Source organism: Bradyrhizobium oligotrophicum (assembly GCF_051168495.1).
GTDB classification, from domain to species: Bacteria; Pseudomonadota; Alphaproteobacteria; order Rhizobiales; family Xanthobacteraceae; genus Bradyrhizobium; species Bradyrhizobium oligotrophicum_A.
On sequence record NZ_JBNPVB010000026.1, the window covers coordinates 64,876 to 90,066 of the forward strand.

Genomic DNA, 25,191 nt, shown 5'->3' on the forward strand with positions numbered 1-25,191 from the left:
GTGGCCGAGCCCGCGCCGGCCGTCTCCGATCATAGCTCTCCGCAGGGAGTCGGCGCGCGGCTGCGGCGCAAGGAAGACGACCGGTTCCTGCGTGGGCGCGGACAGTATGTCGCCGACATCAGGTTGCCGGGGCTCAAGGATGTCGCCTTCATGCGCAGCCCGGTGGCGCATGCCAGGATCAAAGCGATCCACGTTCCCGCTGAGGTCCGCGACGTCGTCTTCACCGCCGGCGACCTCGCCGGCATCAAACCGATCCGCGCCGTCTCCGGCCTGCCCGGCTTCAAGATCTCCGAACAGCCGGTGCTGGCGACGGGCAAGGTGCGCCATGTCGGCGAGCTCGTGGCGATGTGCGTCGCCCGCAGCCGCGCCGAGGCCGAGGACATCGCCGCTTCCGTCGAGCTCGACCTGGAGCCGCTGCCGGCGGTGTACGACATGCGGCTGGCGCGCGCGGGCGGCAGCGCGCTGGTGCACGAACATTGGGGCGACAACGTCTTCCTGGAAACGACATTCGAGGTCGACATCGCATCTGCGCTGGACGCGCCGATCAAGGTGACGCGGGAAATCTCGACCGCGCGCCAATGCATGGCGCCGCTGGAGGGCCGCGGCGTCATCGCGACCTTCGACCACCGGCTCGATCAGCTGACATTGCACACCGGTTCGCAGATGCCGCACATCGTGCGCAATGGCCTGTCCGACTGTCTCGGCATCGCGCAGGGCCGCATCCGCATCATCGCGCCCGACATCGGCGGCGGCTTCGGCCACAAGGGCATCCTGCTGCCGGAGGAAGTGTGCCTGGGCTGGCTCGCGATGCACAAGGGCTGGACCGTGCGCTGGCTCGAGGACCGGCGCGAGCATCTGAGTGCGAGCGCGAATTGCCGCGAGCACGCCTACCACATCACGGTCTATGCCGATCGCGATGGCCGCCTGCGCGGCATCGACTGCGAGGCCACCGTCGATTCCGGCGCCTACTCGTCCTATCCGTTCTCGGCCTGCCTCGAAGCGGCGCAGATCGCCAGCATCCTGCCGGGCCCGTATCGGATGCCGGCCTATCGCTGCCGGACCTACTCGGTCGCCACGAATAAATGTCCGATCCTGCCCTATCGCGGCGTGGCCCGCACCGGCGTCTGCTTTGCGCTCGAACTGCTGCTCGACGCCGTCGCGGTCGAAGCCGGGCTTGAACCCGGCGAGGTCCGGCTGCGCAACCTGGTACAGCCGCAGGACATGCCGTTCGACAACATCACCAACAAGCATTTCGACAGCGGCGACTATCCCGCCGCGCTGCAGCGGGCGCTGGCCGCAATCGATGTCCCCGCGGTGCGCGCCCGCCAGCAGCGCGGCGAGCCGGATGGCCGGCTGATCGGCACCGGCGTCTCGATCTATTGCGAGCAGGCCGCGCACGGCACCTCAGTCTATGCCGGCTGGGGCATCCCGATGGTGCCCGGCCATGAGCAGGCGACCGCACGGCTGACACCCGACGGAGGCCTCGAACTGCGCGTCGGCGTTCATTCGCACGGCCAGGGGCTGGAGACGACGCTCGCGCAGGTCGCGCACGAGATCCTCGGCGTCGACCCGGATCAGATCCGCGTCGTGCTCGGCGACACCGCGATGACGCCCTACTCCACCGGCACATGGGGCTCGCGCGCGATGGTGATGGCGGGCGGCGCCGTGGGCACCGCCTGCGCACAGCTCGTCGCGCGCGCCACGCGCATCGGCGCCAAGCTGCTGCAGCTCCCGCCGGAGGCCGTCACCTGGCGCGAGGGCCGCGCCTGCGGGCCGAACGGCAGCGTGGGCCTCGCCGAGATCGCCCACACCTGGTACCGGCGACCGCAGGATCTTCCCAACGACGTCGATCCCTCCGGCCTCGAAGTCACCGGCGGCTACAAGCCGGTGCGCGACAGCGGCACCTTCTCCTACGCGGCGCATGCGGTGACGGTCGCGGTCGATCCCGATCTCGGCGAGGTCGAGCTGCTCGACTATGTCATCGTCGAGGATGGCGGTGTCCTCGTCAATCCGATGATCGTCGACGGCCAGATTCTCGGCGGCCTCGCCCAGGGCATCGGCACCGCATTGTACGAGGAGATGCCGTTCGACGACGCCGCGCAGCCGCTTGCGACGACACTCGCCGATTATCTTCTGCCGGGTCCGACCGAAGTCCCTGCGCCGCGCCTGATCCACATGGAGACGCCGTCGCCCTATACGATGTTCGGCGTCAAGGGCATCGGCGAAGGCGGCGCGATCGCGCCGCCGGCGGCGATCGCCAATGCCGTCAACGACGCGCTGCGGCCGCTTGGTGCGGAGCTGATGCAGTCGCCGTTGTCGCCACGCCGCATCGTTGCGGCGGTGCTCGCAGCGAAGCAGGCGAGCTCGCCGTGAAGGCCGCATCCTTTGCCTATGAGCGTCCCCACAGCGTCAGCGACGCGCTCGCTCTGCTCGCCAACGCCGATGGCGAGGCAAGGATCATGGCCGGCGGGCAGTCGCTCGGCCCGATGCTCAATCTGCGCCTGGTGCAGCCGCAGCTCATCATCGACATCGCCGGGCTCGCCGAACTTCGTTCCGTCGAGCGCGATGGCGATGCCCTCCTGATCGGTGCCTGCATCACCCATGCCGACATCGAAGACGGCCGAATCCCGGACGTGACCCATGGCGTACTGCGGCGGATCGCCCGCGGCATCGCCTATCGCGCGGTGCGCAACCGCGGCACCATCGGAGGCTCGCTCAGTCACGCCGATCCGGCCGCCGACTGGGTGATGACGCTCGCGGCGCTCGGCGCCGGCGTGCGGCTGACAAGCTCGGCAGGCCGGCGTGACCTCACCGTGACGGAGTTCATCCAGGGCGCGCTGCAGACGGCGCTGCGTCCCGGCGAGATCGTCACCGCGATCCGCCTCCCCTCCCTTTCGCCCACGGCACGCTTCGGCTACGCCAAGGCCTGTCGCAAGCCCGGGGAATTCGCGCATGCGATGGCCGCCGTCCTGATCGAGCCCGATAAGTCCCGCAACCGAGTCGTGATCGGCGCCATCGACAGGACGCCGATCGTCGTCGACGATTCATCCCTGTTCGGCGCAGCGATCACCGATCTCAGGCGGCAGTTCGATCGCGACCTCGCCGACCGCCTGCTGATGCAGGCCGGCGTGGCCGATCCGGCCGCCCGCCACATCCATGTGAGCGTGCTCGCTCGGGCGATGGCGGAGGCCGCCGCATGACAACGATCCAACTCAGCGTCAACGGCCGCGCGATCGAGGCAAGGATCGAACCTCGCACCCATCTCGCCGACGTCCTGCGCGATCAGTTCGACCTGACCGGAACCCATCTCGGCTGCGAGCACGGCGTCTGCGGCGCCTGTACGCTGCTGCTCGACGGCGCTCCGGCCCGCTCCTGCATCACGCTCGCGGTGACCTGCGATGGTGCCGCCGTCACGACCATCGAAGGCCTGGACGAGGATGAGATAGCAGCCGAGCTGCGTGACGCCTTCACGCGCGAGCATGCCCTGCAATGCGGTTACTGCACGCCCGGCATGATCATGTCGGCGCACGACCTCGTGCTGCGCCTCGATCACGCGGACGAGCAGGCCATCCGTGTCGGGCTGAGCGGCAATCTCTGCCGCTGCACCGGCTATGCCGGGATCGTCCGCGCGATCAGCGCCGTCATCGCGGCGCGACGGCAGCGAGGCATCGCGGCCGTGGTCGGCGCAGGACGAACATCGCTCGGCCCGGTGGGATCGCAGCCGGGTACGATCCCGACCACCGCGTCGTCGGCGCTGCCGACGATGACGGACACCAAGCATCCCCGCGGTGTCGCGCTCGGTTGGCTCGAACCACCCGAGGTCGTGCCCGCCAAGAGCTTCGATGCGTCGTTCACGGTGAACGCCGCGCCCGAGCAGGTCTTTGCGCTGTTTGGTCAGCCCAAAACCCTGGCCGCCTGCTTTCCCGGCGCCGCCATCACGGACCTCCCGGCTCCGGATCGCATCGAAGGTGAGATCAGGGTCGCCATCGGCCCGCTGTCGGCCGTCTTCCGCGGTTCTGCGCGCATCGACCGCAACGCGGCGGATTTGTCGGGCCGGCTCATCGGCACCGGACGTGACCAGCGGAGCCGCACCTCGACCTCCGGACAGATCAGCTGGCGCATGCTTCCGATCGACGAAGGACGGGCAACCCGCGTCGCGCTCGCAATCGGCTACAGCCTCTCCGGCCCCCTGGCGCAGATCGCGCGTGATGGGCTGGTGCGCGATCTGGCCTCGCGCCTCACGACGACGTTCGCGCAGAACTGCGACCGGCATCTCAACGGCACGGCGGGCACGGCGGAGACACCAGAGCCGCAGCGCCTCAACGCGCTTGCCCTGCTGCTGGACGTTGCGCGCAACCGTCTCACCGGCTTCGCCCGGCGCATGCGCGGGCCATGAGACCGCCGCTCGCCGGCGAATTGGTTCTCGCTCACGGCCAGCCGTGACATGAGCACCGAACACCCGTGCGGGACATCGTCCCGGCGCCTGTCTCCACGTTTCAAACAGCAGGCGTGCCTGCGCTTTCTCGCGGCGAGATGCGCCCGAGCTTTGCCATCAGTCGACCTCTTCCTCCGAAGAAGAGGCGCAGGGAAGACCGGGTATCGGCTGATACCCGCGGTCCGCGTGCAGCAAATAAGCACGCGGCAGAACCACAGGTTCAGCCCAATATCCGGCCTTCCCTGCGCGACGGTTTGACGACTTATAGGCGCTCTCCCCGGGGATCGGCTGTCTTGCCCCCGTCACCGGCGGATCATCATCACCACCGGCTTGGCATCAGCACCGCGATGCCAGGACCACACCACTTCACCGTCGCCTCGCTCCGTTCGTCGGCGCGGGCTGTGACACCCGGCTGCAGAGCAACGCGCCCGTCGCTTCCCCTGCTCGACGCTCGTGACGATCGCGAAACGTCCCTCTTCAGCGAGCCGGGATGCGCGGAAATGTGAGGGTGATTTGCCCGACAAGGCAAGTCATTAGTTTGCGACAAACTGGCACGACGGGCAGTTGGCGCATGCCCGGCATGCGCGGATTGCCCGTCGGACAGATGGTCTGTCCCCCACTTACCAACCGACGTCCAGGCAGGCTTTACCATCCCGCTCCTGCGGCCCGCGCGGCTGCTCACGCGGGGAGCAGAGGCAGCTTCGTTCAGTGTCACCGGAACTACTCGCTCTCCTCCTCCAACCCTCCGTTCCTTCTCGATGTGTCATAGGCACGCTGCGCTATCTTCATCGCGGAGCCGTTGGCGAGCGACCAGTTGTAAAGAGCAGCAAAGGGCTCACGTAGCGAGCAGCCAAGCGCGGTGATTGTGTACTCGACGCCGACCGGCTGCATCGGCAGGACTTTGCGACTGATCAGGCCGTTGCGCTCCAGACGCTTCAATGCCTCGGACAAAGCCTTGTGGGTGATGCCGTCGAGCCGGCGCTTGAGGTCGTTGAACCGCGCCGGCTGCGTGCAGAGAACGCTGAGGATCAGCACCGTCCACTTGTTGGCAATATGCTCGAGGATGGGCCGCGTCGCGGTGACATCAAGCGGTAGTTCGAGCACGTCTTTGGACATGGGTATACGCCTGTATATCTAAGCACCAGCCGGTGCGTTCTTGTGATGAGATATAGGAATGATACCTGTTCGTCATCACCAGCGATGTGAGGACATATGAGCAGGCTTTCAGGAAAAATCGCCGTCGTGGTTGGCGGCCATGGCGGCATCGGCGGCGCGATCGCAGAGCGGTTCGCGGCGGAAGGCGCCACAGTCTACGCCACCAGTCGTCGCATCGAAGAGAGAGAGATCGAGCTTGGGGCCGGCCGGCTGCGCACGCGTCACGTCGATGCGTCCGATTTGGCAGCGCTCACCGCCTTCTTCGAGGCGGTGAGCAGCGAGGCCGGACGGGTGGACGTGCTCGCCGTCAACGCAGGGATCTCCGAGTTCGCGCCCCTCGACGACGTCAGCGAGGATCATTTCGACCGGACCTTCGATCTCAACGTGCGCGCGCTGCTGTTTGCCGCGAAGGCCGCGACGGCGATCATGCCGGATGGCGGCTCGATCGTGCTGGTGGGCTCGATTGCCGACGCGATTGGAACCAAAGGTTATGGCGTCTACGGGGCCACCAAGGCCGCCGTGCGCTCCTTCGCGCGGACCTGGGCCAACGAGCTGGCGCCCCGCAACATCCGCGTCAACGTCGTGGCACCGGGACCAACCGACACCGCCATGATGGCGGCGGCGTCCGACGAGGTGCGGGAGACGCTGACGAAGCTGATCCCGCTCGGCCGTATGGGTCGTGCCGACGAAGTCGCCTCGGCCGCGCTGTTCCTCGCCAGCGACCAAAGCAGCTTCATCACCGGGGCCGAGCTGCCGGTTGACGGCGGCATGGCGCAGGTCTGATCTGCGCCGCCTGCGAAACGACCTGCCGCGGCGCTCGCAGGCGCTCGGCGTCCTCGGCATGACCGGCTTCACCGCCTGTGGGGACTGACCGAGATGGGGCAGCCATGCACGCCGGCTGTGACACGCTATGGTCGGAGGACATGCAGCATGGCGTGGCGCTGGAGGGGAGACTGCGGATCGTCAATCCGTTCGTGACGGACGGTATGTGACAATAAAGTGCACTGTCACCGTAATGGTGCGTGATCGTCGTTGCAGGGCTCACTGCGGCAAGGCGTCGGGCGCATATTGCGCGGCGAAGGCGGCGCTCGGCGGGATCGGCTTGATGACGTCGATCAGCACGCCGTTCGGATCCTGCGTGATGAAATGCCGCTGGCCGAACGCCTCGTCGCGCAGCGGCAGCAGGATCGGCAACCCGGCCGCGACCGCCTCCGCATGCATGGTGTCGACGTCCTCGACCTCGAAATTGAGCAGCACGCCCGACGCCCGGCCGCGGGCGACTTCGGGGATCGTCGCGTGGTCGCCCCTGAGGATCGCGAGATTGACGGCGGGATCGCGCGTCGACTTCAAATGGACGTACCAATCGGCCTCGAACAGCGGCTGGAACGCCAGGTGCCGCACATAGAAGGCCGCCGTCCCGGCGACGTCGTCGGCCATGAGGACGGGGTAGTAGCTGGTGATCTTCATGCTTCCCTTCTCCCTCAGATAAACATACATTCTGTATGTTTCATTCGCTTAACAAAACAGGCAGCCTGTATGCAAGTGAAATCCGCCCGGCGCAGCAATCCCGAGCGCACCGCCGAGATGCGGGCGCGGCTGGTGGCGACGGCGCGCCGGCTGTTCGTCGCCCATGGCTATGCCGCGACCAGCACGCCGGCCATCGTCGAGGCCGCCGGCGTGACGCGCGGCGCGCTGTATCACCATTTCGAGGACAAGCAGGCGATCTTCCGCGCCGTGATCGAGGCGGAGTCCGCCGCCGTCGCCGCGGCGATCGAAGCCGGCGACACGCCGCAGCGATCGGCGCGCAAGCGGCTGCTGGCCGGCGCCAAGGCCTATGTGCTGGCGATGCAGGCCGACGGCCGCACGCGGCTGCTGCTGATCGAAGGCCCGGCGGTGCTGGGCCGCGACGCGATCCGGGCCATCGAAGCCCGCAATGGCGACGCCAGCCTGAAGACCGGCCTCCGTGAGGCGATCGCCGAAGGCGCCCTGCCCCGCCTGCCGCTCGACGCCCTCGCCTCCCTGCTCTCAGCCATGTTCGAGCGCGCCGCCACGGACGTGAGCGAGGGCATGGCGACGGCCGACGTGCTCAAGGTGATCGAGCGCATCCTTCGCGGGCTGGTGTCGGACTGACAGCGCGCGGAGCGCGACCCGAAATTGACGATGCCGAACGGACCTGGACGCGGAGCCAACTCATCCGCCTCGTGGATCGCGTGTGGAACAAGCCTGCCCCGTCCCGACGCGTCGATTGACTGGCTCACCCTTGACAAATCGAGCAAATGGAACAAAAAAAGAACGACGAATCTCGGCTGATGGATGAAAGCAGGTTCGTCGACCAGCCATTGGGAACCCGGCGCGCGTCACATGAAGCCTACCACGTTGCCGGTCTACTACTATCTCGACCATTTCGTCGAAATGCTCCAGTTCGTCGAGCAGACCTATGGCGAGATCCTCACCGACGAGGATCGGGCGTTCACCGCGCGCTTTCGCGGTCTCTCCCAAGACGCGCAGTGTCTCTTGATCCGGATGATCAACAGGCGTGGGACGATCTTCAATCGCGCGCTGTTCAAATATCCAGAGATCATCGATCTCGACTCTGCTGCTCGAGACCTGATCGGCTGTGGCCAGGCGCGCGGTCTCCGGGCCGACGATTATTCCGCCTTCCTGCTCTGTCAGCCGAAGACCGCACTTCTCGACGGTGCCCGGGCGGCGGGATACGGCCGCGACGTGCGCACGTCGTGGTCGAAGCCAGCGCTGGCTGACTTCTTCATCACGACCATTCCCTTCGATATTGCCGCGAAGCATTGCGGCGCCGGGAACTTCATCGCGCTCGACCATACGAGGTCGATCGAATTTCTACTGTATCTCTACTTCGGCAAAACCGCCGACAATCTCAAGGATTTCGCGTTGCGGGATCTCGGCGTTCTGCGCACGAACCGAGAGACGTCGTTCAGCGCCCGCTTCGCCGACGCCGACGAGGCGCGCGCGTGCTTTCACTACAGCCAAGTGCTGGACCGCATCGATGTCGAGTCCGCGGACCTCGATGGATGGGCGGTCACGGCGATCCTGGACGGTCCGCCGCGGACGACCGACTACGCCGCGGACCTAGCGGGCCGCGCCGCGTGTCAGGTCGGGCAGTTCTTCGAAAAGCAGGGCGACATCGCCCTCGCCGAGCGCCTCTATCGTTTCGGGCGGTCGGCCGACTGCCGCGAGCGCCTCGTCCGGTTGCTGTACGCCAAGGGCGACAAGGACGCCGCCGAGGTCCTGCTGCGGGACATGATCGACGATCCCGAAAGTGACGACGAGCATGTCTTCGCCACGGATTTCTACGCGCGCAAGTTCGGCGGGCGGCGGACAGGTCTGAGCACCGAGTTGCTGCGCTCGGGACGGATGATCGTCGTCGACGACACGTTTCGCGGCAATCCGGAAGCAGGCGTCGCCGGCGTGCTGAGGCGTCAGGGCGGCCGCGTCTACTTCGCCGAGAATACGCTTTGGCTCACGCTGTTCGGGCTGCTGTTCTGGGATGAGCTTTTCGAATCCGGCCAGCTCCACAGCGGCTTCGACTGGCTCCCGCATTGCCTTCGCGACCGGACCTTCCATCGGCGTTTCGCCGCGCAGATCGACAGCAAGCTCGCGCAGGTCAGATCCGGACCTGCGCTTCCCATCATTCTGCGGACCGTCGCCTCCAAATGGGGCCGGCCCAACGGCGTCTTCGCCTGGGAGCACGTGCAGATGGACGCATTGCGCTCCCTGCTCGAAGGCGCCCACGCGGACGGCCTGGCCGCGATTCTTCGGGCGATGTGCGCGGACTTCCGCGGCATGCGGGACGGCTTCCCCGACCTGATGCATTTGTGCGACGGCAAGGTATCTTTCGTCGAGGTCAAGGCCGAAGGCGACGCCATCCGCCGCAATCAGTTGACCCGGCTGCGCCAGTTGGCTCAGGCCGGCATACCGGCCGAGATCGGCCGCGTCGACTACCGCTTCGACCCGGAGCAGGACTACGTGGTCGTGGACATCGAGACCACCGGCTCCTGGTCATCGGGTGATCGCATCACGGAAATCGGCGCGGTGAAGGTCCGCAACCACCAGGTGGTCGAGGAATGGCACTCGCTGATCAATCCGCAGCGGCCGATCCCGGCAAAGATCGTCGAGCTGACCGGCATCACCAACCAGATGGTTCGGGATGCGCCCGTGTTCCACGAGATCGCCGACAGCTTCATGGCGTTCATGGGCGACGGAATCTTCGTGGCCCACAATGTGAACTTCGACTACGGGTTTCTGTCGGGCGAGTACGAGCGACTCGAAAAGCGGATCCGCTTCCCGAAGCTGTGCACTTGCGTCGGAATGCGGCGCCGCTATCCCGGGCACAAATCCTACGGGCTGGGAAAGCTGTGCGCGATCTATGGCATCGAGCTCGAAGACCACCATCGCGCGCTCTGCGATGCCCGGGCAACCGCCCAGCTTCTGAATCTGATCAACAAGAAGCGCGTCGATGGAATCGACGCTGACGCGGAACAGGCGGCCTAGCCGCTTGGACCAAGTGTTGCGACGCCAAGTCGACGTTGGCCCGCGCTGCCACGCCCGCGCCGGCCGATTTCAGACCTCCACCGGGTGCGTCGTTCCCCTGATGATCCCCGTATCTTCCGCGCCCATGGGCTTGAAGTCGACGTACATGTCGGCCCCCGAAATGGCGGCCGCACCGGCGCGGGCGACGGCGAGATCCTGCGCGCCTGACCCGGAGCCCGCCGCCACCGCGCCGAGAATGAAGCCGTCGACACAGATCGGCAGACCGCCGATGAGATTGGTCCAGCGGCTTTCATGCGCCAGCGTGACCTGGATTTCCACGTCGGCGTGAGCGCCGCCGGTCGGCGCCCCCGACAGTGCCGAGGTCCGCGCCTTGTTGATGGACGAGGTCACGCTCAGTCCCTTCGCCCCATCCATGCGCCCGAACGCCAGCAAATTGCCGCCGCTATCGACCACGGCAATGCACATCGGCTGTCCGATGCGCGTCGCCTCGGCAATCGCCGCGTTCAGCACCTTGAGCCCGCCCGGAAGCGTCAGCGTCCTCGTGTCCTTGACGTCGGTCATCATTGCTCCTCGTACAGGCCAATGGAGAAGTCCCGCGCCAGCGTGCGCGCCGCAGCGACCAGCGGCGCATCGCCGCCGCGCCAGCCGATCAAGGACAGCCCGACCGGAACAGGGCCGGATGTCGCAACGGGCAGGCTCACCTGCGGCAGCCCCGTCAGCCCTGCGATGCCGGTGAGATCGACGATCCGGTGCACGGCGGCGCGGATCTCCGACAGACGCGCATGGCGCGCGATCGGCAAAATGGGCGAGGTCGGCAGGCACAGCATGCGCCGGCCGTCCAGGAGATCGTCGAGCCGCTTCGCGGCGGCCGCACGGAAGGCCCTGGCAGCCGCGAGCTCGTCCGTCGTGATCCGGCCGTCGTCGGCAAAGGCGCCCGCGACTTCGGAGGAGAAGCGCGGGTTGACCCGATCGATCCAGTCGCGAAACGTGGCTTGGAATTCGCTCTTCTGCAGGACGCGCTGATGGCGTGCCCAGTCGAGCAGCTCGCCGTCAGCCAGAGGCAGCGAATGGGTCGCCGTGGCATTGCCGAGCCGGCCGACAACCGGCTGCAGCGCGTCCCGGACCGGCGCATCGGCGAGCGCGAAACAATCAGATGCAATGATGATCTCCGGCAGCAAGGCATCAGCGATCGGCTCGCCGAGCAGCACGGCGCCGACCTGGCTGAAGGTCTGCGCGTCCCTCGTAAAATAGCCGACCGTGTCGAACGACGGCGCCTGGGTCATCAGGCCGGCGACCGAGATACGCCCGTGCGTCGGTCGCAGGCCGTAGATCCCGCAGAAGCTCGCGGGCGTACGCACCGAGCCGCCGGAGTCGGTCCCCAGGGCGACATCGACCAGGCCACCGGCAACGGCCGAGGCCGAGCCGCTCGATGAGCCGCCGGGGACGCGGTCCGGCGCGCGCGGGTTGAGCGGCGTTCCGTCAAACCTGTTGATGCCGAGCAGCCCGAGCGAGATCTCATCCGTGATGGTCTTGCCGGTCAGCGCGGCGCCGGCGCCGAGCAGCGCGTCGACGGCCCAGGCGTCCGCCTCCGCGGCATCATGCGTGGCGGCCCAGTCGGGATTGCCGCAGCCGGTCACCTCGCCTGCAACGTCGAACAGGTCCTTGACCGCGAAGGTCAGGCCCGACAGCGGGCCGGACCGGTGCGGCGCCCGCCGAAGGATGGCACCGGGAATGAAAGCCCCGAGAGTATCTTGCACGACTTCTCCCCGATGAAGAGCAGCCGCCCCCGACCCCGGGCGCGCCTGCCGTCCTCTCCCCCCGCGTCACTCCTTGTAGAGCTTGCGGAAGTCCGGATGCGTATGAAACCAATACTCGAAGCCCTTGACGTTCTTCTGCATCGCATAGTCGGCAAAGCGGGTGTAGAGCGGAATGCGCGGCAGATCGGTCATCACGATGTCGACCATCTTGTTCAGGCTGGTCTTGTAGATCTCCGGATCCCGGGTGAAACGCGCCTCGTCGATCACCTTGTCGAGGCTGGGATTGACGTAGTTGGCGGTGTTGAACACCGAATTGTTGCCGCCATGGAAGGTCCAGAAGAAGAAGTAGTCGGGGTAGTCGAGCCAGCCATAGAACTCGGCGATGACCATCGGCATCGTCTTGCTGGCCATCTGGGCGAACCAGTTCGAGCCCGGCACCTTCTCGATCGTGAGTTCGACGCCGATCGATTTCAGCGCTTCCTGGATCAGGATCGCGGTCGGCTCACGCACGGTGGACTCGCTGAGATCGATCGACAGCGTGGTCTTGAAGCCGTTCGGGAAGCCGGCCTCGGTGAGCAGCTGCTTGGCCTTCGCCAGATCCTGGCCATGCTTGATCGGCACCGGCCAGGTCGCATCGGGATAGGGTTTTGCCGGGTCGCCGCCGAACATCGGCTTGGCGCGGTTGTAGAGCGCGGAGCTGACGATCTCCTTGTAGGGGATGGCGTAGGAGATCGCTTCACGCACCTTCGGATTGTCGAACGGCGCGATCTTGACGTTCATGTCGACGAAGACGAGATCGTTCTGCACGGGCACGCCGATGATCGTGACCTTGCCCTGCTCCGCCAGCTCGGCGTAGTCCTTCGGCGGCAGGCCGACCGACATGTCGACGTCGCCCTTCTCGAGCAGCGCACGGCGCGTGCCCGCCGAGGCGATCTGCCGGTAGACGACGCGCTTGAGCTTGGGGAGCGGTCCCGACTTCCAGGCGTCGAACCGCGTGAACACGGTCTGCTGTCCCGGCGACCATGACTCGACCTTGTAGGCGCCGCCGCCGCAATCATTGCGCGACACCCAGTCGAACGCCCATGGGTCCTGCGCCGTCGCGTGCTTCTTGGCCAGCTCGGAATTGACGATGACCGGCACCGGCACGACGAGGTCGGGCATCGTCAGCTTGTTGAACTGATCGAACGTGGCCTTGAAGGTGTGATCGTCGACCACCGTGAACTGTTCGGGCTTGACCAGTGATCCCGCGGCCATCTGCACTGCCGGAAAGCCGCCGGCGGCGATGGCGCGGTCGAACGACCATTTGACGTCCTTGGCGGTGACCGGGGTGCCGTCGTGGAACGTCGCATCCTTGCGCAGATGGAAGATGTAGGTCTTGCCGTCCTCGCTGGCGTCCCAGCTCTCGGCCAGCTCCGGCGTCATGATCTTGGCGTCGTAGGACACGGTGCCGTCCGCCAGCGTCTTCTCGCCATGGCTGACGAGCCGGTCATAGGCCTGCCACACCACCATGCGGCTGTGATCATTGGCGGTCGGCACCATCGTGTCGAGACCGTTGGGGCCCATCTCGGACACGATCACCAATGTGTCCTTGGCAATTTCGGCCGCGTGCGCAACAGCGCCGGGCAGCACAGCGGACGCTGTGAGCAACGCCGCTGCAACGAGACTGCGATAAAGCTTCATATCGTGCGTCCTTTCTGGATGTTTCAGGTGGGTGGTTGGAGGCAGCGTCAGAGGCCGAGCTCGCTCAACAGTTTCGGCCATTGGTGAGCCCACGGACGCGCTTGTTCGAAGGCGCCGGAGGCGGCGAGCACGGTGCGGTCCGCCAGATGGCGGCCGATGATCTGCATCCCGACGGGAAGACCCGTCTTGGTGAACCCGGCGGGAATGGTCGCCGCGGGCTGGCCGGTCAGGTTGCAGATGAAGGTGAAACAGAGCCAGTCGCCGGTCGTGACCATCTTGTCCTCGATGATCTCGGGCCCCTGCATGTAGAGCGGGAAGGCGGGCACCGCGAGCGTCGGCGTGATCAGCAGGTCGTAGTTGGCCATGAACCGCCACATGCGATTGCAGACCATCTGGCGGATCATCTTGGCGTCGGTGAACTCCTCCGCCGTCCATTGCCGCTGCAGCAGCGCGACGAGATGCGGCGACATCTCCTTCTCGCGCCCCTTCATCATCCGGCGCAGACCAGTGAGATCGGTGTCGCCGGCGACGATGGTCCAGAAATGCGGGAACGGATCGTCCCAGCCGGGATGGGCGCGCTCGACCGTGCAGCCGAGATCGGTTTCGAACACGCGCACCGCCTCGGAGACGACGCGCCGCACTTCGGGATCGACGGGCGCATAGCCCCAGTCCTCGCTGTAGGCGATGCGCAGGCCCTTGATGCTCTCCTTCGTCGCCTCGACATAGTCGAAGTCGGCCGCAGGGATCGAATAACGATCGCGCGGATCGGGTCCCGTGATCACCTTGAGCATCAACGCGGAGTCGGCCACGGTGCGGCTCATCGGGCCGACATGTTCGAGCGACTCCCAGCTCGAGACGCCGGGATAGCGCTCGTCGCGGCAGCCCGGATAGAGCGGCACCCGGCCCATCGAGGCCTTGATGCCGTAGAGCCCGCACAGCGCGGAGGGAATGCGGATCGATCCGCCGCCATCGGAGCCGATCGCGAAGGGTGCGACGCCTGACGCGACCGAGGCGCCGGAGCCGGCGCTCGATCCGCCCGAGGTCATGTCGAGATTCCAGGGATTGCGCGTCGCCGGAAACACCGGATTATGCCCGACGCCGCTATAGCCGAATTCCGGCACGTTGGTCTTGCCGATGATGACGGCGCCGGCCGCCTTCAGCCGCTCGACAACGATGTCGTCCTCATCCGGCACGAAGTCGCGGTAGAGCGGCGACCCCATCACCGTCAGGATGTCCTTGGTCGCGACCAGATCCTTGATGCCGATCGGCACGCCCGCGAGCAGGCCGGGATCCTCGCCCGCCGCGATCTTGGCGTCGACGGCAGCGGCCGCAGCGCGCGCCACGTCGGGAGTCGGCGTGCAGAAGGCATGGATGTGGGGCTCGAGCTTGTCCATGCGGCGCAGAACCGCCTCGGTGACCTCCGTGGCCGAGAGGGTCTTGTCCTTGACCTTCGCCGCCACGGTGACGGCGTCCATGCGGCAGATTTCGTTGTCAGCGCTCATCGGTCTCTCCAGCAGGTGAAACAGCGAAGTGGCAGGCGGCGAAATGATCGGGCCCCATCGCGCGCAGCGGCGGCATGGCCTGGGCGCAGAGGTCGGCGCTCTTTGGACAGCGTCCGTAGAAGCGGCAGGCGTTGGGATCGGGATTGATCGGGCTGGCCGGGCTGCCGTCGAGCCGCGGCCGCGCTTCACCGCGCCGCGCGGGATCCGGGATCGCGGCGACCAGCGCCTGGGTGTAGGGATGGCGTGGTGCGGTGAACAGCGCCTCGGCCGGCGCAATCTCGACGATCTTGCCGAGATACATCACGACCACGCGCGAGCACAGCAGCCTGACAACGTTGAGATCGTGCGACACGAACAGATAGCTCATCGACAGTCGCGCGCGCAGGTCGGCGAGCAGCCGCAGGATCACGGCCTGCACGGAGACGTCGAGCGCTGACGTCGGCTCGTCGAGGATCAGCAGCGAAGGCTCGACGGCAACGGCGCGCGCGATGCCGACGCGCGCGCGCTGGCCGCCCGAGAGCTGATGCGGATAGCGCTGCAGCAGCTCATCCGGCAGCCCGACCAGGGCGGCGGTGGCATGAACGCGGCGCGCGATCTCGGCGCTGTCGCTGAGGCCGAGCAGCCGCTTCAGCGGATCGGCGATCGTCTGAAACGCCCGGAAAGAGGGATTGAGGCTCTCGGTCGCATCCTGGAACACGACCTGGATGCGCCGCCGCTGCGGTGATGAAGCAAACTTCGCCTGCGTGATCGCGGTGAGATCCTCGCCATCGATCAAAACTTGGCCCGCCGTAGGATCGATCAGCCGGCCGAGCAGGCGGACCATGGTGGACTTGCCGCAGCCGGACTCGCCGACGAGGCCGACGCTTTCGCCGGCTGATATCGTCAGGCTCACATCATCCACTGCGTGGAGCTTCGCCCCCTTCCCCGCCCGTTTGATCGGGTAGAACTTGGACAGTGACCTGACCTCGAGAAGCGCCGTCATGACAGCGGAAACCGGCAACGCACGAGGTGATGGGGCGACAACTCGGTCCAGTGCAGCTCCGCCTCGTCACAGATCGGCTGCCTCAGCTCGCAGCGTCCGCTGAAGCGGCACGGCGGCAGCGCGCCGCGCAGATCCGGCAGATGGCCGGGAATGGAATTGAGATCGTCGAGCCGCGAATCCGGCACGGGTGTCGCCGCCAGCAGCCGGCGCGTGTAGGGATGCGCCGGACGCTCCAGCAGCTCCTCGGTCGGCGCGATCTCGACGATGTGGCCGGCATGCATGACGGCGATGCGGTCGCAATATTCGCCGGCGAGGCCGAGATCGTGGGTGATCAGCAGGGTCGACATCTGCGTCGCGCGGCTCATCTCCCGGATCAGATCCATGATCACGGCCTGGGTCGTCACATCGAGCCCCGTCGTCGGTTCGTCCGCGATCAGCACGGACGGCGTGCAGGCCAGCGCCATCGCGATCATCACGCGCTGGCACATGCCGCCCGAGAGTTCGAACGGATAGGCTTCCGCCCGGCGTTCAGGATCGGGGATGCGCACCCGCGCCAGCGCCGCAATCGCCGCTGCCCTGAGATCGCGCCTCGGCAGCGCGGCATGCTCCTGCAGCACGTCCTCGATCTGCTTGCCGACCTTGCGGATCGGGTTGAGCGCGGTGCGCGGGCTCTGGAAGATCATCGCCATCTCGCGTCCGCGCAGCTCGCGCATCGCCTCCGGCCGCGCTGCCAGGAGATCGATGCCGCCCATCGTGATCGCGCCCTTGGTGATGCGGGCGGCGGCATCGTTCAGGCCCATGACGGTGTAGGCGGTGACGGATTTTCCCGAGCCGCTTTCGCCGACCACGCCGACGATCTCGCCCCGGGAGACCGACAGGCTGATGCCGTCCAGCGCGCGCACCACGCCGTGCCGGGTGCGGAATTCCACCGAGAGATCGTCGATCTCGAGCTGCGCCATCACACGCGCTTCCTCGGATCGAGCAGATCGCGCAGGCCGTCGCCCAGCATGTTGAAGGAGAACACCGCGAGCACGAGCGCGGCGCCCGGGAACATGAAGGCCCACCACTCGCCGGAGATGATGTAGCTCGCGCCTTCCGACACCATGATGCCCCATTCCGGGGTCGGCGGCCGGACCCCGAGCCCGATGAAGGACAGGCCGGCCGCGTTGAGGATCGCCCATCCCATGTTGAGCGAGGCCTGCACCATCATCGGCGGCAGGATGTTCGGGACGATGTGGTTGATCAGGACGCGCAGCGAGCCGTTGCCGCCCATGCGCGCCGCCTCGACATAGCCGAGCTCGCGCCGCACGTTCACCTCGGCTCGGGCGAAGCGGCAGTAGAACGGCAGGTTGATGATTATGGTGGCGATGATGATGTTGGCGACGCTGTTGCCGAGCGCCACCACGATGCCCATGGCCAGCACGAACAGCGGGAACGCCATGATGGTGTCCATCGCCCGGCCGATTATGCGGTCGGTCCAGCCGCCGAAATAGCCGGCGAGCGCGCCGAGCGCGAGGCCCAACACGAACGACAGCGCCACCGCCGAGACCGCCATGCCGAGATCGAGGCGCGTCGCGACGATGACGCGGCTCAAGATGTCGCGCCCGAGCGCGTCGGTGCCGAACGGATGCGCGAGGCTCGGCCGGGCGAGCTTGGTGGTGGCCGAGGTGAGCAAGGGATCATACGGCGCGATGGACGGACCGAAGATCGCGCACAGCGCCAGCAGCGCCAGGATGAGGGCAGCGACCAGCGTCAGGCGGTTTTCGCCGAACGCATAACCAGTGTTGCGGGCGAGCGTGACCAGACTCATCGCTCAGCCCTCGAACCGGACGCGGGGATCGACGAGCGTGGCGAACACGTCGACCAGGAGATTCAGCAGCACGTAGAGCACGGCCATCATCAGCACGAAGCCCTGGACCGCTGCGTAGTCGGAGGCGATCACCGCGGCCACCGCATAGGCGCCGACGCCCTGCCAACCGAACACCTGCTCGATCAGCACGTTGGAACCGAGCAGGAAGGAGAACACCATGCCGAGCACGCTCGAGACCGGCAGCAGCACGTTGCGGAAGGCGTAGGTCATCAGGATCTTGCGCACCGGCAGGCCGCTGGCGCGCGCAGTGCGGATGAAATCGCTGCTCAGCGCCTCCAGCATCGCGGCCCGCGTGATCCGCGCGATCGGCGCCAGCGCGAACAGGCCGAGCGAGATAGCTGGCAGGATCAGCTGGGCCAACGCGGCGCGGAGCACCGGCCAATCGCCGGCGATCAGGGCGTCAATCGTATAGGCGCCGGTGACCCGCGGCGGCGGCGAGAAGGCGATTTCGTTCAGGCGGCCGAGCGGCTGTGGCGCCCAGCCGAGCAGGAAGTAGAACAGGTAGACGAACAGCAGGCCGACGAAGAAGGTCGGAAAGGCAGCGCTGACGGTGACCAGCGCGCGGCAGGCATGATCGACCCCGCCATCGATGCGGGTCGCGGCCCAGATCCCCATCGGGATCGCGATGCCGATCGCAAACAGCAGCGCAAAGGACGACAGTTCCAGCGATGCGGGAAGCCGTTCGAGCAGATCGGTCAGCACCGGCTGCCCGGTCGTGAGCGAGCGGCCGAGATTGCCCTGTGCGAGGTCGGCGATGTAGCTCACGAACTGCACTGGCAGCGGACGGTCGAGGCCGAGCGTGGCACGGATGCTGGCGATCGACGCGGCATTCGCCGCAGGCCCGGCGAAGAAAGCCGCGGGATCTCCCGGCAGCGCGCGCGAAATGAAAAAGGTGAGAACGACGACGCCCACCAGGCTCGGGATGGTGCCGAGCAGTCGTTTCCAAACGAAAGCCATCAGCGGTGCGCCTGCCATCGTCAGCTGCGGCGACGGCTTTCGCCGCGCGCGTCAGTTGGTGAGGCCCCATCGACAGTCGGACGCAGCCAGGGGCAGATGGCATGCATCACAGTCATGTCGACGATTAAGCAAGCACTATGCCATCACCGGCGCGGACCCCTGAAATACAAGAGATATGAAATCGAGGCCGTTTTTCGCCGAAATGGCCCCGCACCGAGGTTGAGGAACTCCGCAGCTTCCAACCCCTCTGCACCCGTTCTCGCCACATGCATGAAATTCATGCATCGCCCCCCCGATCGGTCCTTAGCGGCGCCCTGCCTCTCCTCGAGGAACCTGCCTCTAGTGAACCTGCGGGGTGTTGACCCAGACGATCCGCGCTTCGTCGGGTCCGACGTTGCGATAGCTGTTGGTCAGATACGCCTTGAAGAAGAAGGAGTCGCCGGTGGTCATCAGATAGGTGGCGTCGTCGATGGTGAGTTCGATCGTGCCCGACACGAGATAGCCGACGGCTTCGCCCTGGTGGGTGATGAGATCGACCTTCTCGCCGCCGGGCGCCACGACGTGAATGTTGGCTTCGAGCAGATTCCCTGCTGCCACCGGCACGAGACGCTCATAGACCACGCCTTTTCCGCCGCGCAACGCATCGACAGGCACCTTCAGCCGATCCTCGGGCTTCTGCACCAGCTTGTAGTCGTCGACCCTCAGGCCGAAGAACGAGGCCATGTCGCGATCGAGCGCGCGGACCATCTTGTCGAGCATCGGCAGCGACGGCATGACCTTGCCGGCCTCGATCTTGGAGATCATGCTCTCATCGCAACCGACCACCTGCGCCAGGTCGCGCATCCGCATGCCCTTGGCCAGCCGGGCGCGCCGCAGGCGCAGCCCAATGTTCAATGTGCCGTTGTCCGAGCTCACGCGACCTTTTCCAGCGATTTAAGCCGCAAAGTATATGCATAACAATCATATGATTGACCAGCATGTTATGCTGCACCCGAGGTAAATTGAGGATGCCTGCGCCAGCGCCGCGCAAGCGAGACAATCCGTGGTCGCCCTCCGAGCCAGACCCCCGAGAGCGAACGCGTGGCTACTTGATCGACCACCACCACGGGCTTTCACGGTCGGCCTGATCCGACAGCCGACCCATCTCTGGCGGAGGCAAAACACAAGGATGGCCGCGCAAATCGCGAACCAAAGTGCAAGGGTCGCCGCCATTCTCAATGCAGCAATCCAAGTTCCGACCGCTGGTTCCTGGTCCGCTTGACGTGATATCGTCCATTTATCGTAGCCACCGTCGTGAAGACCGAGGTGAATCGACTGATAATCAAATGTCCGGCAAAGCCACGTCCCTCGTCATCACCAAGCAGGACATATGGCATTCATCAACGAAGGCGATGCAATTGCGATCGCGCAGAGCCTCGAGGTTCGCGGGTTGGCCGCGGGGGCAAGTAGTCCAGACTGTCGCTGAGGGTCCAGCGGACGTGCCCGACCTGGAGGCCAATCAGTTGGCTGTCGGGCATGCGGCCGATGCGGACCACGCCGTGTACATGCGTGTTGACGATATTGATGACGTGGTCCGCCGCGGAAGCGCTTTACGATGTCTTGCTTCCGGCCCCCGACCGAGGCGCTGTTTGATGCCGTGAACGCCTCCAGTCTGGCTGCGCACCCGTCAGGCGGTGCTGCCCCGTCCATTACGGCCGATCTTCGCCGCGACGAGATAGGACAGCGGCATCGCGACGACGAAGCCAACCAGCGCCGCCAGCGGCAGGTCCTTCATCGGGCTCGCGACCAGCCCCTGCACCGTCAACAATGCCGTGACCGCGCTGCCCGCCAGCACCGTGCCCAGCATCACCCAGATCAGAATTGCGACCTTGAACATCTGTTCTTCTCCGTCATGCGGTTTTGGCACCCAAGGAGGTCCTGCACATTGACCATGAACACGCCAACAGGCGTGTTCACGGAGAGGACACATCGATCCCTTGACGTGGCGATGCTCTGCCTGCCCTCTTTGCGCATCATTGATCTGGAACAAGCGCCATAGAGAAAGAGGGAGGAGCCGCTGCTCCTCCCTCTTTTCTCATCAGCTACGAACTACGCGACAGATGCCGTTGTCTCGCAACTTCTCGCTCGTCCGCGTCATCGCGTCGGCGGCACGAAGTGATCGTGCTTGCTCACCGAAGTTCCGGTGGCGGGGTCGGTGATCTTGATTTCGATGTCGACGGGGGTGGAGGGAAGATCGGCGCCCTTGGCCTCGATCGACATGCGAATCTCCCGCGTCTGGTCCTGGCCGACATCGATCATCATACGGCCGTCCTGCTCCCGCACCTCGCCGGCCACCGTCACCTTGGCGTTCGGCAGGCCGACGACCTCGAGCACGAAGCCGCGTGCGCCGCGCTTGTTGAGCAGGCGCACCGTATAGTCATTGCGGACGCCGCCGTCCGACAGTTGCACGAACAGCGGGTTGCGCTCATGCAGCACGTTGATGCCCATCGTTCCGCGCGTCGCCAGCGTGTACAGCATGATGCCGCCGACGATGGCGATGAAACTCGCATAGATGATCGTACGCGGCCGGATAATGCGGTAGATCTCCGGCTTGCCTTCCTTGCGCCTGACCACGTTGATGTCGGTGTCGTAGCCGATCAGGCCGGTCGGGCGGCCGATCTGCTTCATCACCGTATCGCAGGCATCGATGCACAGGCTGCACTGGATGCAGCCGAGCTGGATGCCGTGCCGGATGTCGACACCTGTCGGGCAGGCGTTGACGCATTGATGGCAATCGACGCAATCCCCGGCGGGCTCGCCCTGCAGCCGCGCCGCCTCGGCCTTCTTGACCGACATGCGCGGCTCGCCGCGGTCGCCCTTGTAGGTGACGTTGAGCGCCCATTCGTCGGTCAGCGCCGCCTGGATGCGCGGCCAGGGGCACATGTAGATGCAGACCTGCTCACGGGCGTGACCGGCGAACACGTAGGTCGTCGCAGTCAGGATGCCGATCCAGAGATAGGCGGTGAACGGCGCCTGGAAGGTTGCGAGATCCTTCACCAGCGTCGGCGCGTCGTCGAAGTACAGCACCCAGGCGCCCCCGGTCCACCAGCCGATCATGATCCAGAGAAAGTGCTTGAGCGCGACCTGGCGGATGTGGGTGAAGGTCCAGCCCTTCTTGTCGCTCAGCATGCGCTCGCGCCGGTCTCCCTCGACCCAGCGCTCCACCGCGTAGAACAAATCGGTCCACACCGTTTGCGGACAGAGGTAGCCGCACCACAGCCGCCCCGCGACTGCGTTCATCAGGAACAGCGTCACGGCCGCGAGGATCAGCAGGCCAGTAAAGTAGTAGACCTCCTGCGGCCACAGCTCGATGAAGAAGAAGTAGAAGCGGCGGTGCGGGAAATCGACCAGCACCGCCTGGCTCGGCATGCCGGGACCGCGGTCCCAGCGCACGAAGGGCAGCAGATAGTAGATGCCGAGCGTGATGCAGAGGATCGTCCACTTGATGCGCCGGAAGCGGCCGTGCACAGCCGCCGGATAGACCTTGTCGCGCGCCTTGTAGAGCGGACCGACGATATAGGTTTCGTCCGAGTCAGCCATGATACCCCCGCTTCATCTTCGTCTCCCTCTGCTTTATCGGCGCGCTCAGGAGAACGCGTTGCCGCTCCGAAGTCCCAGCTTCTTGAACACGATCGCCGCCGGGCAGAAGCCGGTGAACGACGCCTGGATCATGTTCACGCCGGCAAAGGCCGCGAGCAGGAACCAATATGGATTGACGTACCAGCCGAGCGCGAGGCTGAGCAGGACGACGAACCCTGCGAAAGTGAGAACTGCTTTATCGACGTTCATGGCATGGTCCTCCATGGTTGCATTTGAGAGTAATCAAGCCAGCGCCGCGGCGTCACTGCCGCAGGCCGGACATCGTCCAGGCGACGATTCGTTGCGAGTCCATCGCACCCGAAATCCGCTGGAGCTCCCGCCCCTTCTGCAGCAGCAGCAGGGTCGGAATGCCGGAGATGCCGAACTTCGCCGAGACCTCCGGCGCCTCGTCGGAGTTCAGCTTCAGAAGCTGCACGCGCGGCTCAAGCTCTTGCGCGGCGCGCGCGAACATCGGCGCCATTGCCCGGCACGGGCCGCACCACGGCGCCCAGACATCGACCAGCAAAGGCAGGTCGCTGTTCGCGAGGTGGCGCGTGAACCCGGCCTGGTCGACCTCGATCGGATGACCGGAGAACAGCGGCGCGTGGCACTTGCCGCATTTGCCCTGGGTCGGCGCCCGGCCCGCCGGCAGACGGTTGATCTGCCCGCAATGGCCGCACACCAGTTGGAAGGTCTCGCTCATGTGCCCGTCCTGACTTCCTTGATCTTGGCGATGTTGAGCCGGTCGAGCAGGAACTTCTCGTAGAACGGCTCGGGCGTGCCGCGCTTCATCTTGCGCAGGAAATACTTCTCGAAGGCGACCTTGGCGTAATGCACCCACTCCCCCTTCGACGACCAGTTGACGTTGCGCGGCGGGATCTGCGGCTGGGCCAGGAAGGCGACGCCGGAATCGCCGAAGTCGGCGAGGCAGATCGCATTCCAGGTCGGCTGCGATTTGGGCGCCTGTCCACGCAGCAGCGCGCCGATGTTCAGGGCGGTCGCCGTGACCATCGACTCGATCATGAAGCCGGTCTTCGGCACGCCGACCGGCACCGGCGTCGGCCCGATCGGCGGGATCGCGACGCAGACGCCGATGGCGAAGACGTTGGGATAGGCCGGATTGCGCTGATGCTTGTCGACGATGACGAAGCCGCGCGGATTGGTCAGCCTGTCGATGCCCCTGACGGCGCCGACGCCGCGGAACGCCGGCAGCATCATCGAATAGGCGAACGGCAGCTCGTGCGTCTTGCGCACCGAGCCGTCGTCGGCGACCTCCTCCACGACCATCCGTCCGTCCTCGACCTTCGTGACGCGGGCGCTGGTGATCCACTTGACGTGCTTCTCGCGCATCTCGCTTTCGAGCAGTCCCTTGGTGTCGCCGACGCCATCGAGGCCGAGATGGCCGATATAGGGCTCGGAGGTGACGAAGGTCATCGGAACCTGGTCGCGCATCTTGCGGCGGCGCAGCTCGGTCTCAAGGATGAAGAGGAATTCGTAGGCCGGTCCGAAGCAGGACGCGCCCTGCACTGCCCCGACGATGACGGGCCCTGGCTTCTCGGCCAGTTTGTCGAAGGCGGCCTTGGCTTGGGCGGCGTGATCAACATGGCAGACCGACTGGGTGTGGCCGTCGGGGCCGAGCCCCGGGATTTCGTCGAAGGCGAGCTCGGGGCCGGTCGCGACGACGAGATAGTCGTAGGCGACCATGGTGCCGTCGGTCAGCTCGACCTGGTTGTCGTCCGGGTGCACCCGCTTGGCACCCTGGGTCAGCAGACGGATGCCCTTGCGCTGCATGACGTCGACGAGATCGATCTCGATGTCGTCGCGCTTGCGCCAGCCGACCGCGACCCACGGGTTGGACGGCACGAAATGATACGAGGACCCCTGCGAGATAACGGTCACGCGATCCTCCTTTCGCATCTGGGGCAGCAATTCATAGGCCATCAGGGAGCCACTCAGCCCAGCTCCGATCACGACAACGTCCGCCATTGGGTCCTCCATCACCTTGCTTCGTTCTTGTTTCGCGCGGCCACGGCATCCCGGGCCGGCCTTGACTAATATATTCGAATATATGTATATAAGCAACTATGGAATTTAATGTTGACATCATGGAATTAGCGGCCGACCAGGCCAGCGATCTGCTGAAGGCGCTTTCAAACCGGCACCGGCTCCTGATCATCTGCCAGCTGGTCGACGGTGAGCGCTCGGTCGGCGAGTTGGCTGCGTCTCTCGGCCTGCGAGACTCGACCGTCTCGCAGCACCTCGCGCTGCTGCGCAAGGACAGCCTGGTCACCGCCCGACGCGACGGTCAGACCGTCTACTACTCGATCGCCAGCGAGCCGGCCCGCGAGGTCCTGAAGACGCTCTATCAGGTCTATTGCGCAACGCCGCCGCCGAAACTCGTCCCAAGACTATGAGGGCGCCCAACCGCCGACTTGACCGACGTCAAGCGGGAACCCGCATCCCGGTGGGATGTCTGGACCGCCCATTCCCGACCACACGATTTGATTCAAACCAGACAGGATGAGGCCGATGCGCAAATTATCGCTCCTGACCTTGATCGCCGCGATGGCCTGCCAGCTGAGTTCGCAGGCCGCGCCGGCTCTTGCCGAAACGCTGACGGTGACCCCGCGTCATGTCGCCGACGAGAAGGCTGTGTTCGCGACCGTGGAAAGCGTCAGCGTCGTCCCGGCGCGCGGTCGCATCGGCGGCAC

The 25,191-nt window shown here is 65.8% G+C and carries 23 protein-coding genes and 1 pseudogene; 8 read left to right on the forward strand and 16 right to left on the reverse strand.

Features of this window, described 5'->3' with window-relative positions:
* The 3 genes from ACQR1B_RS32585 to ACQR1B_RS32595 are packed head-to-tail and all read left to right on the forward strand — an operon-like array spanning position 1 to position 4,396.
* Complete coding sequence (locus ACQR1B_RS32585; protein ID WP_434836837.1) at positions 1-2,373, forward strand: xanthine dehydrogenase family protein molybdopterin-binding subunit; 2,373 nt, start codon at positions 1-3, stop codon at positions 2,371-2,373.
* On the forward strand, positions 2,370-3,200 hold the full coding sequence (locus ACQR1B_RS32590) for an FAD binding domain-containing protein (protein WP_434836836.1): 831 nt from the start codon (positions 2,370-2,372) through the stop codon (positions 3,198-3,200). The genes ACQR1B_RS32585 and ACQR1B_RS32590 overlap by 4 nt, the downstream gene beginning before the upstream one ends.
* A complete protein-coding gene (locus ACQR1B_RS32595; RefSeq protein WP_434836835.1) occupies positions 3,197-4,396 on the forward strand; it encodes a 2Fe-2S iron-sulfur cluster-binding protein in 1,200 nt (399 codons plus the stop codon). Before ACQR1B_RS32590 ends, ACQR1B_RS32595 begins: the two co-directional genes overlap by 4 nt.
* Before the next feature lie 759 nt (positions 4,397-5,155).
* Here ACQR1B_RS32595 and ACQR1B_RS32600 read toward each other — a convergent pair.
* Entirely contained in the window at positions 5,156-5,551 is a 396-nt protein-coding gene (locus ACQR1B_RS32600; protein WP_434836834.1) for a winged helix-turn-helix transcriptional regulator, read from the reverse strand.
* Positions 5,552-5,647: 96 nt separating this feature from the next.
* Between ACQR1B_RS32600 and ACQR1B_RS32605 the strand changes: the two genes are divergently transcribed.
* Positions 5,648-6,373: an SDR family NAD(P)-dependent oxidoreductase gene (locus tag ACQR1B_RS32605; protein WP_434836833.1), complete on the forward strand. Its 726-nt coding sequence runs from the start codon at positions 5,648-5,650 to the stop codon at positions 6,371-6,373.
* A 258-nt stretch (positions 6,374-6,631) separates the two neighbouring features.
* Here the strand turns inward: ACQR1B_RS32605 and ACQR1B_RS32610 are convergent, their stop codons facing one another.
* Positions 6,632-7,057 carry a VOC family protein gene (locus ACQR1B_RS32610; protein WP_434836832.1) on the reverse strand — a complete coding sequence of 142 codons (426 nt, stop codon included), beginning with the start codon at positions 7,055-7,057 and terminating at the stop codon, positions 6,632-6,634.
* A 69-nt stretch (positions 7,058-7,126) separates the two neighbouring features.
* Here ACQR1B_RS32610 and ACQR1B_RS32615 point away from each other — a divergent pair, with 69 nt between their 5' ends.
* Together ACQR1B_RS32615 and ACQR1B_RS32620 are read left to right on the forward strand one after the other, a co-directional pair.
* On the forward strand, positions 7,127-7,720 hold the full coding sequence (locus ACQR1B_RS32615; protein ID WP_434836831.1) for a TetR/AcrR family transcriptional regulator: 594 nt from the start codon (positions 7,127-7,129) through the stop codon (positions 7,718-7,720).
* A gap of 231 nt (positions 7,721-7,951) precedes the next feature.
* Positions 7,952-10,114, forward strand: a complete 2,163-nt coding sequence (locus ACQR1B_RS32620) for an exonuclease domain-containing protein (protein ID WP_434836830.1) — start codon at positions 7,952-7,954, stop codon at positions 10,112-10,114.
* 69 nt (positions 10,115-10,183) lie between these two features.
* On the opposite strand, the gene ACQR1B_RS32625 is transcribed toward ACQR1B_RS32620, so the two are convergent.
* From ACQR1B_RS32625 to ACQR1B_RS32690, 14 genes are all read right to left on the reverse strand, one after another.
* Positions 10,184-10,675 (reverse strand): GlcG/HbpS family heme-binding protein, encoded by a 492-nt coding sequence (locus ACQR1B_RS32625; RefSeq protein ID WP_434836829.1) that lies wholly within the window; start codon positions 10,673-10,675, stop codon positions 10,184-10,186.
* Positions 10,675-11,871, reverse strand: a complete 1,197-nt coding sequence (locus tag ACQR1B_RS32630; RefSeq protein WP_434836828.1) for an amidase — start codon at positions 11,869-11,871, stop codon at positions 10,675-10,677. The genes ACQR1B_RS32625 and ACQR1B_RS32630 overlap by 1 nt, the downstream gene beginning before the upstream one ends.
* Before the next feature lie 66 nt (positions 11,872-11,937).
* Positions 11,938-13,551 (reverse strand): ABC transporter substrate-binding protein, encoded by a 1,614-nt coding sequence (locus ACQR1B_RS32635; protein WP_434836827.1) that lies wholly within the window; start codon positions 13,549-13,551, stop codon positions 11,938-11,940.
* Positions 13,552-13,598: 47 nt separating this feature from the next.
* Entirely contained in the window at positions 13,599-15,053 is a 1,455-nt protein-coding gene (locus ACQR1B_RS32640) for an amidase (RefSeq protein WP_434836826.1), read from the reverse strand.
* Positions 15,043-16,035 (reverse strand): ABC transporter ATP-binding protein, encoded by a 993-nt coding sequence (locus ACQR1B_RS32645; protein WP_434836825.1) that lies wholly within the window; start codon positions 16,033-16,035, stop codon positions 15,043-15,045. The genes ACQR1B_RS32640 and ACQR1B_RS32645 overlap by 11 nt, the downstream gene beginning before the upstream one ends.
* A complete protein-coding gene (locus ACQR1B_RS32650) occupies positions 16,032-16,994 on the reverse strand; it encodes an ABC transporter ATP-binding protein (RefSeq protein WP_434836824.1) in 963 nt (320 codons plus the stop codon). Before ACQR1B_RS32650 ends, ACQR1B_RS32645 begins: the two co-directional genes overlap by 4 nt.
* Complete coding sequence (locus ACQR1B_RS32655; RefSeq protein WP_434836823.1) at positions 16,994-17,845, reverse strand: ABC transporter permease; 852 nt, start codon at positions 17,843-17,845, stop codon at positions 16,994-16,996. Before ACQR1B_RS32655 ends, ACQR1B_RS32650 begins: the two co-directional genes overlap by 1 nt.
* 3 nt (positions 17,846-17,848) lie before the next feature.
* Positions 17,849-18,865 (reverse strand): ABC transporter permease, encoded by a 1,017-nt coding sequence (locus ACQR1B_RS32660; protein ID WP_434836898.1) that lies wholly within the window; start codon positions 18,863-18,865, stop codon positions 17,849-17,851.
* A 336-nt stretch (positions 18,866-19,201) separates the two neighbouring features.
* On the reverse strand, positions 19,202-19,777 hold the full coding sequence (locus tag ACQR1B_RS32665) for a cupin domain-containing protein (RefSeq protein WP_434836822.1): 576 nt from the start codon (positions 19,775-19,777) through the stop codon (positions 19,202-19,204).
* 751 nt (positions 19,778-20,528) lie between these two features.
* Positions 20,529-20,738, reverse strand: a complete 210-nt coding sequence (locus tag ACQR1B_RS32670) for a hypothetical protein (RefSeq protein WP_434836821.1) — start codon at positions 20,736-20,738, stop codon at positions 20,529-20,531.
* 257 nt (positions 20,739-20,995) lie between these two features.
* Complete coding sequence (ccoG, locus tag ACQR1B_RS32675; protein WP_434836820.1) at positions 20,996-22,441, reverse strand: cytochrome c oxidase accessory protein CcoG; 1,446 nt, start codon at positions 22,439-22,441, stop codon at positions 20,996-20,998.
* A gap of 45 nt (positions 22,442-22,486) precedes the next feature.
* Positions 22,487-22,690 carry a YgaP family membrane protein gene (locus ACQR1B_RS32680; RefSeq protein WP_009027996.1) on the reverse strand — a complete coding sequence of 68 codons (204 nt, stop codon included), beginning with the start codon at positions 22,688-22,690 and terminating at the stop codon, positions 22,487-22,489.
* 52 nt (positions 22,691-22,742) lie between these two features.
* Positions 22,743-23,183 carry a thioredoxin TrxC gene (gene trxC, locus ACQR1B_RS32685; protein ID WP_434836819.1) on the reverse strand — a complete coding sequence of 147 codons (441 nt, stop codon included), beginning with the start codon at positions 23,181-23,183 and terminating at the stop codon, positions 22,743-22,745.
* Positions 23,180-24,466: an NAD(P)/FAD-dependent oxidoreductase gene (locus ACQR1B_RS32690; RefSeq protein ID WP_434836818.1), complete on the reverse strand. Its 1,287-nt coding sequence runs from the start codon at positions 24,464-24,466 to the stop codon at positions 23,180-23,182. Before ACQR1B_RS32690 ends, trxC begins: the two co-directional genes overlap by 4 nt.
* Positions 24,467-24,585: 119 nt before the next feature.
* Between ACQR1B_RS32690 and ACQR1B_RS32695 the strand changes: the two genes are divergently transcribed.
* Together ACQR1B_RS32695 and ACQR1B_RS32700 are read left to right on the forward strand one after the other, a co-directional pair.
* Complete coding sequence (locus tag ACQR1B_RS32695) at positions 24,586-24,894, forward strand: ArsR/SmtB family transcription factor (protein WP_434836817.1); 309 nt, start codon at positions 24,586-24,588, stop codon at positions 24,892-24,894.
* Between the two features lie 115 nt (positions 24,895-25,009).
* Positions 25,010-25,191: pseudogene (locus ACQR1B_RS32700) on the forward strand (efflux RND transporter periplasmic adaptor subunit); the annotation flags it as partial.

Bases quoted from the DNA above. Each gene is read 5' to 3' on its own strand.
- ACQR1B_RS32595 (WP_434836835.1), top strand. From the start codon at position 3,197: ATGACAACGATCCAACTCAGCGTCAACGGCCGCGCGATCGAGGCAAGG.
- ACQR1B_RS32600 (WP_434836834.1), bottom strand. From the start codon at position 5,551: ATGTCCAAAGACGTGCTCGAACTACCGCTTGATGTCACCGCGACGCGG.
- ACQR1B_RS32605 (WP_434836833.1), top strand. From the start codon at position 5,648: ATGAGCAGGCTTTCAGGAAAAATCGCCGTCGTGGTTGGCGGCCATGGC.
- ACQR1B_RS32610 (WP_434836832.1), bottom strand. From the start codon at position 7,057: ATGAAGATCACCAGCTACTACCCCGTCCTCATGGCCGACGACGTCGCC.
- ACQR1B_RS32615 (WP_434836831.1), top strand. From the start codon at position 7,127: ATGCAAGTGAAATCCGCCCGGCGCAGCAATCCCGAGCGCACCGCCGAG.
- ACQR1B_RS32620 (WP_434836830.1), top strand. From the start codon at position 7,952: ATGAAGCCTACCACGTTGCCGGTCTACTACTATCTCGACCATTTCGTC.
- ACQR1B_RS32625 (WP_434836829.1), bottom strand. From the start codon at position 10,675: ATGACCGACGTCAAGGACACGAGGACGCTGACGCTTCCGGGCGGGCTC.
- ACQR1B_RS32635 (WP_434836827.1), bottom strand. From the start codon at position 13,551: ATGAAGCTTTATCGCAGTCTCGTTGCAGCGGCGTTGCTCACAGCGTCC.
- ACQR1B_RS32640 (WP_434836826.1), bottom strand. From the start codon at position 15,053: ATGAGCGCTGACAACGAAATCTGCCGCATGGACGCCGTCACCGTGGCG.
- ACQR1B_RS32645 (WP_434836825.1), bottom strand. From the start codon at position 16,035: ATGACGGCGCTTCTCGAGGTCAGGTCACTGTCCAAGTTCTACCCGATC.
- ACQR1B_RS32650 (WP_434836824.1), bottom strand. From the start codon at position 16,994: ATGGCGCAGCTCGAGATCGACGATCTCTCGGTGGAATTCCGCACCCGG.
- ACQR1B_RS32655 (WP_434836823.1), bottom strand. From the start codon at position 17,845: ATGAGTCTGGTCACGCTCGCCCGCAACACTGGTTATGCGTTCGGCGAA.
- ACQR1B_RS32670 (WP_434836821.1), bottom strand. From the start codon at position 20,738: ATGTTCAAGGTCGCAATTCTGATCTGGGTGATGCTGGGCACGGTGCTG.
- ccoG (WP_434836820.1), bottom strand. From the start codon at position 22,441: ATGGCTGACTCGGACGAAACCTATATCGTCGGTCCGCTCTACAAGGCG.
- ACQR1B_RS32680 (WP_009027996.1), bottom strand. From the start codon at position 22,690: ATGAACGTCGATAAAGCAGTTCTCACTTTCGCAGGGTTCGTCGTCCTG.
- trxC (WP_434836819.1), bottom strand. From the start codon at position 23,183: ATGAGCGAGACCTTCCAACTGGTGTGCGGCCATTGCGGGCAGATCAAC.
- ACQR1B_RS32690 (WP_434836818.1), bottom strand. From the start codon at position 24,466: ATGGCGGACGTTGTCGTGATCGGAGCTGGGCTGAGTGGCTCCCTGATG.
- ACQR1B_RS32695 (WP_434836817.1), top strand. From the start codon at position 24,586: ATGGAATTAGCGGCCGACCAGGCCAGCGATCTGCTGAAGGCGCTTTCA.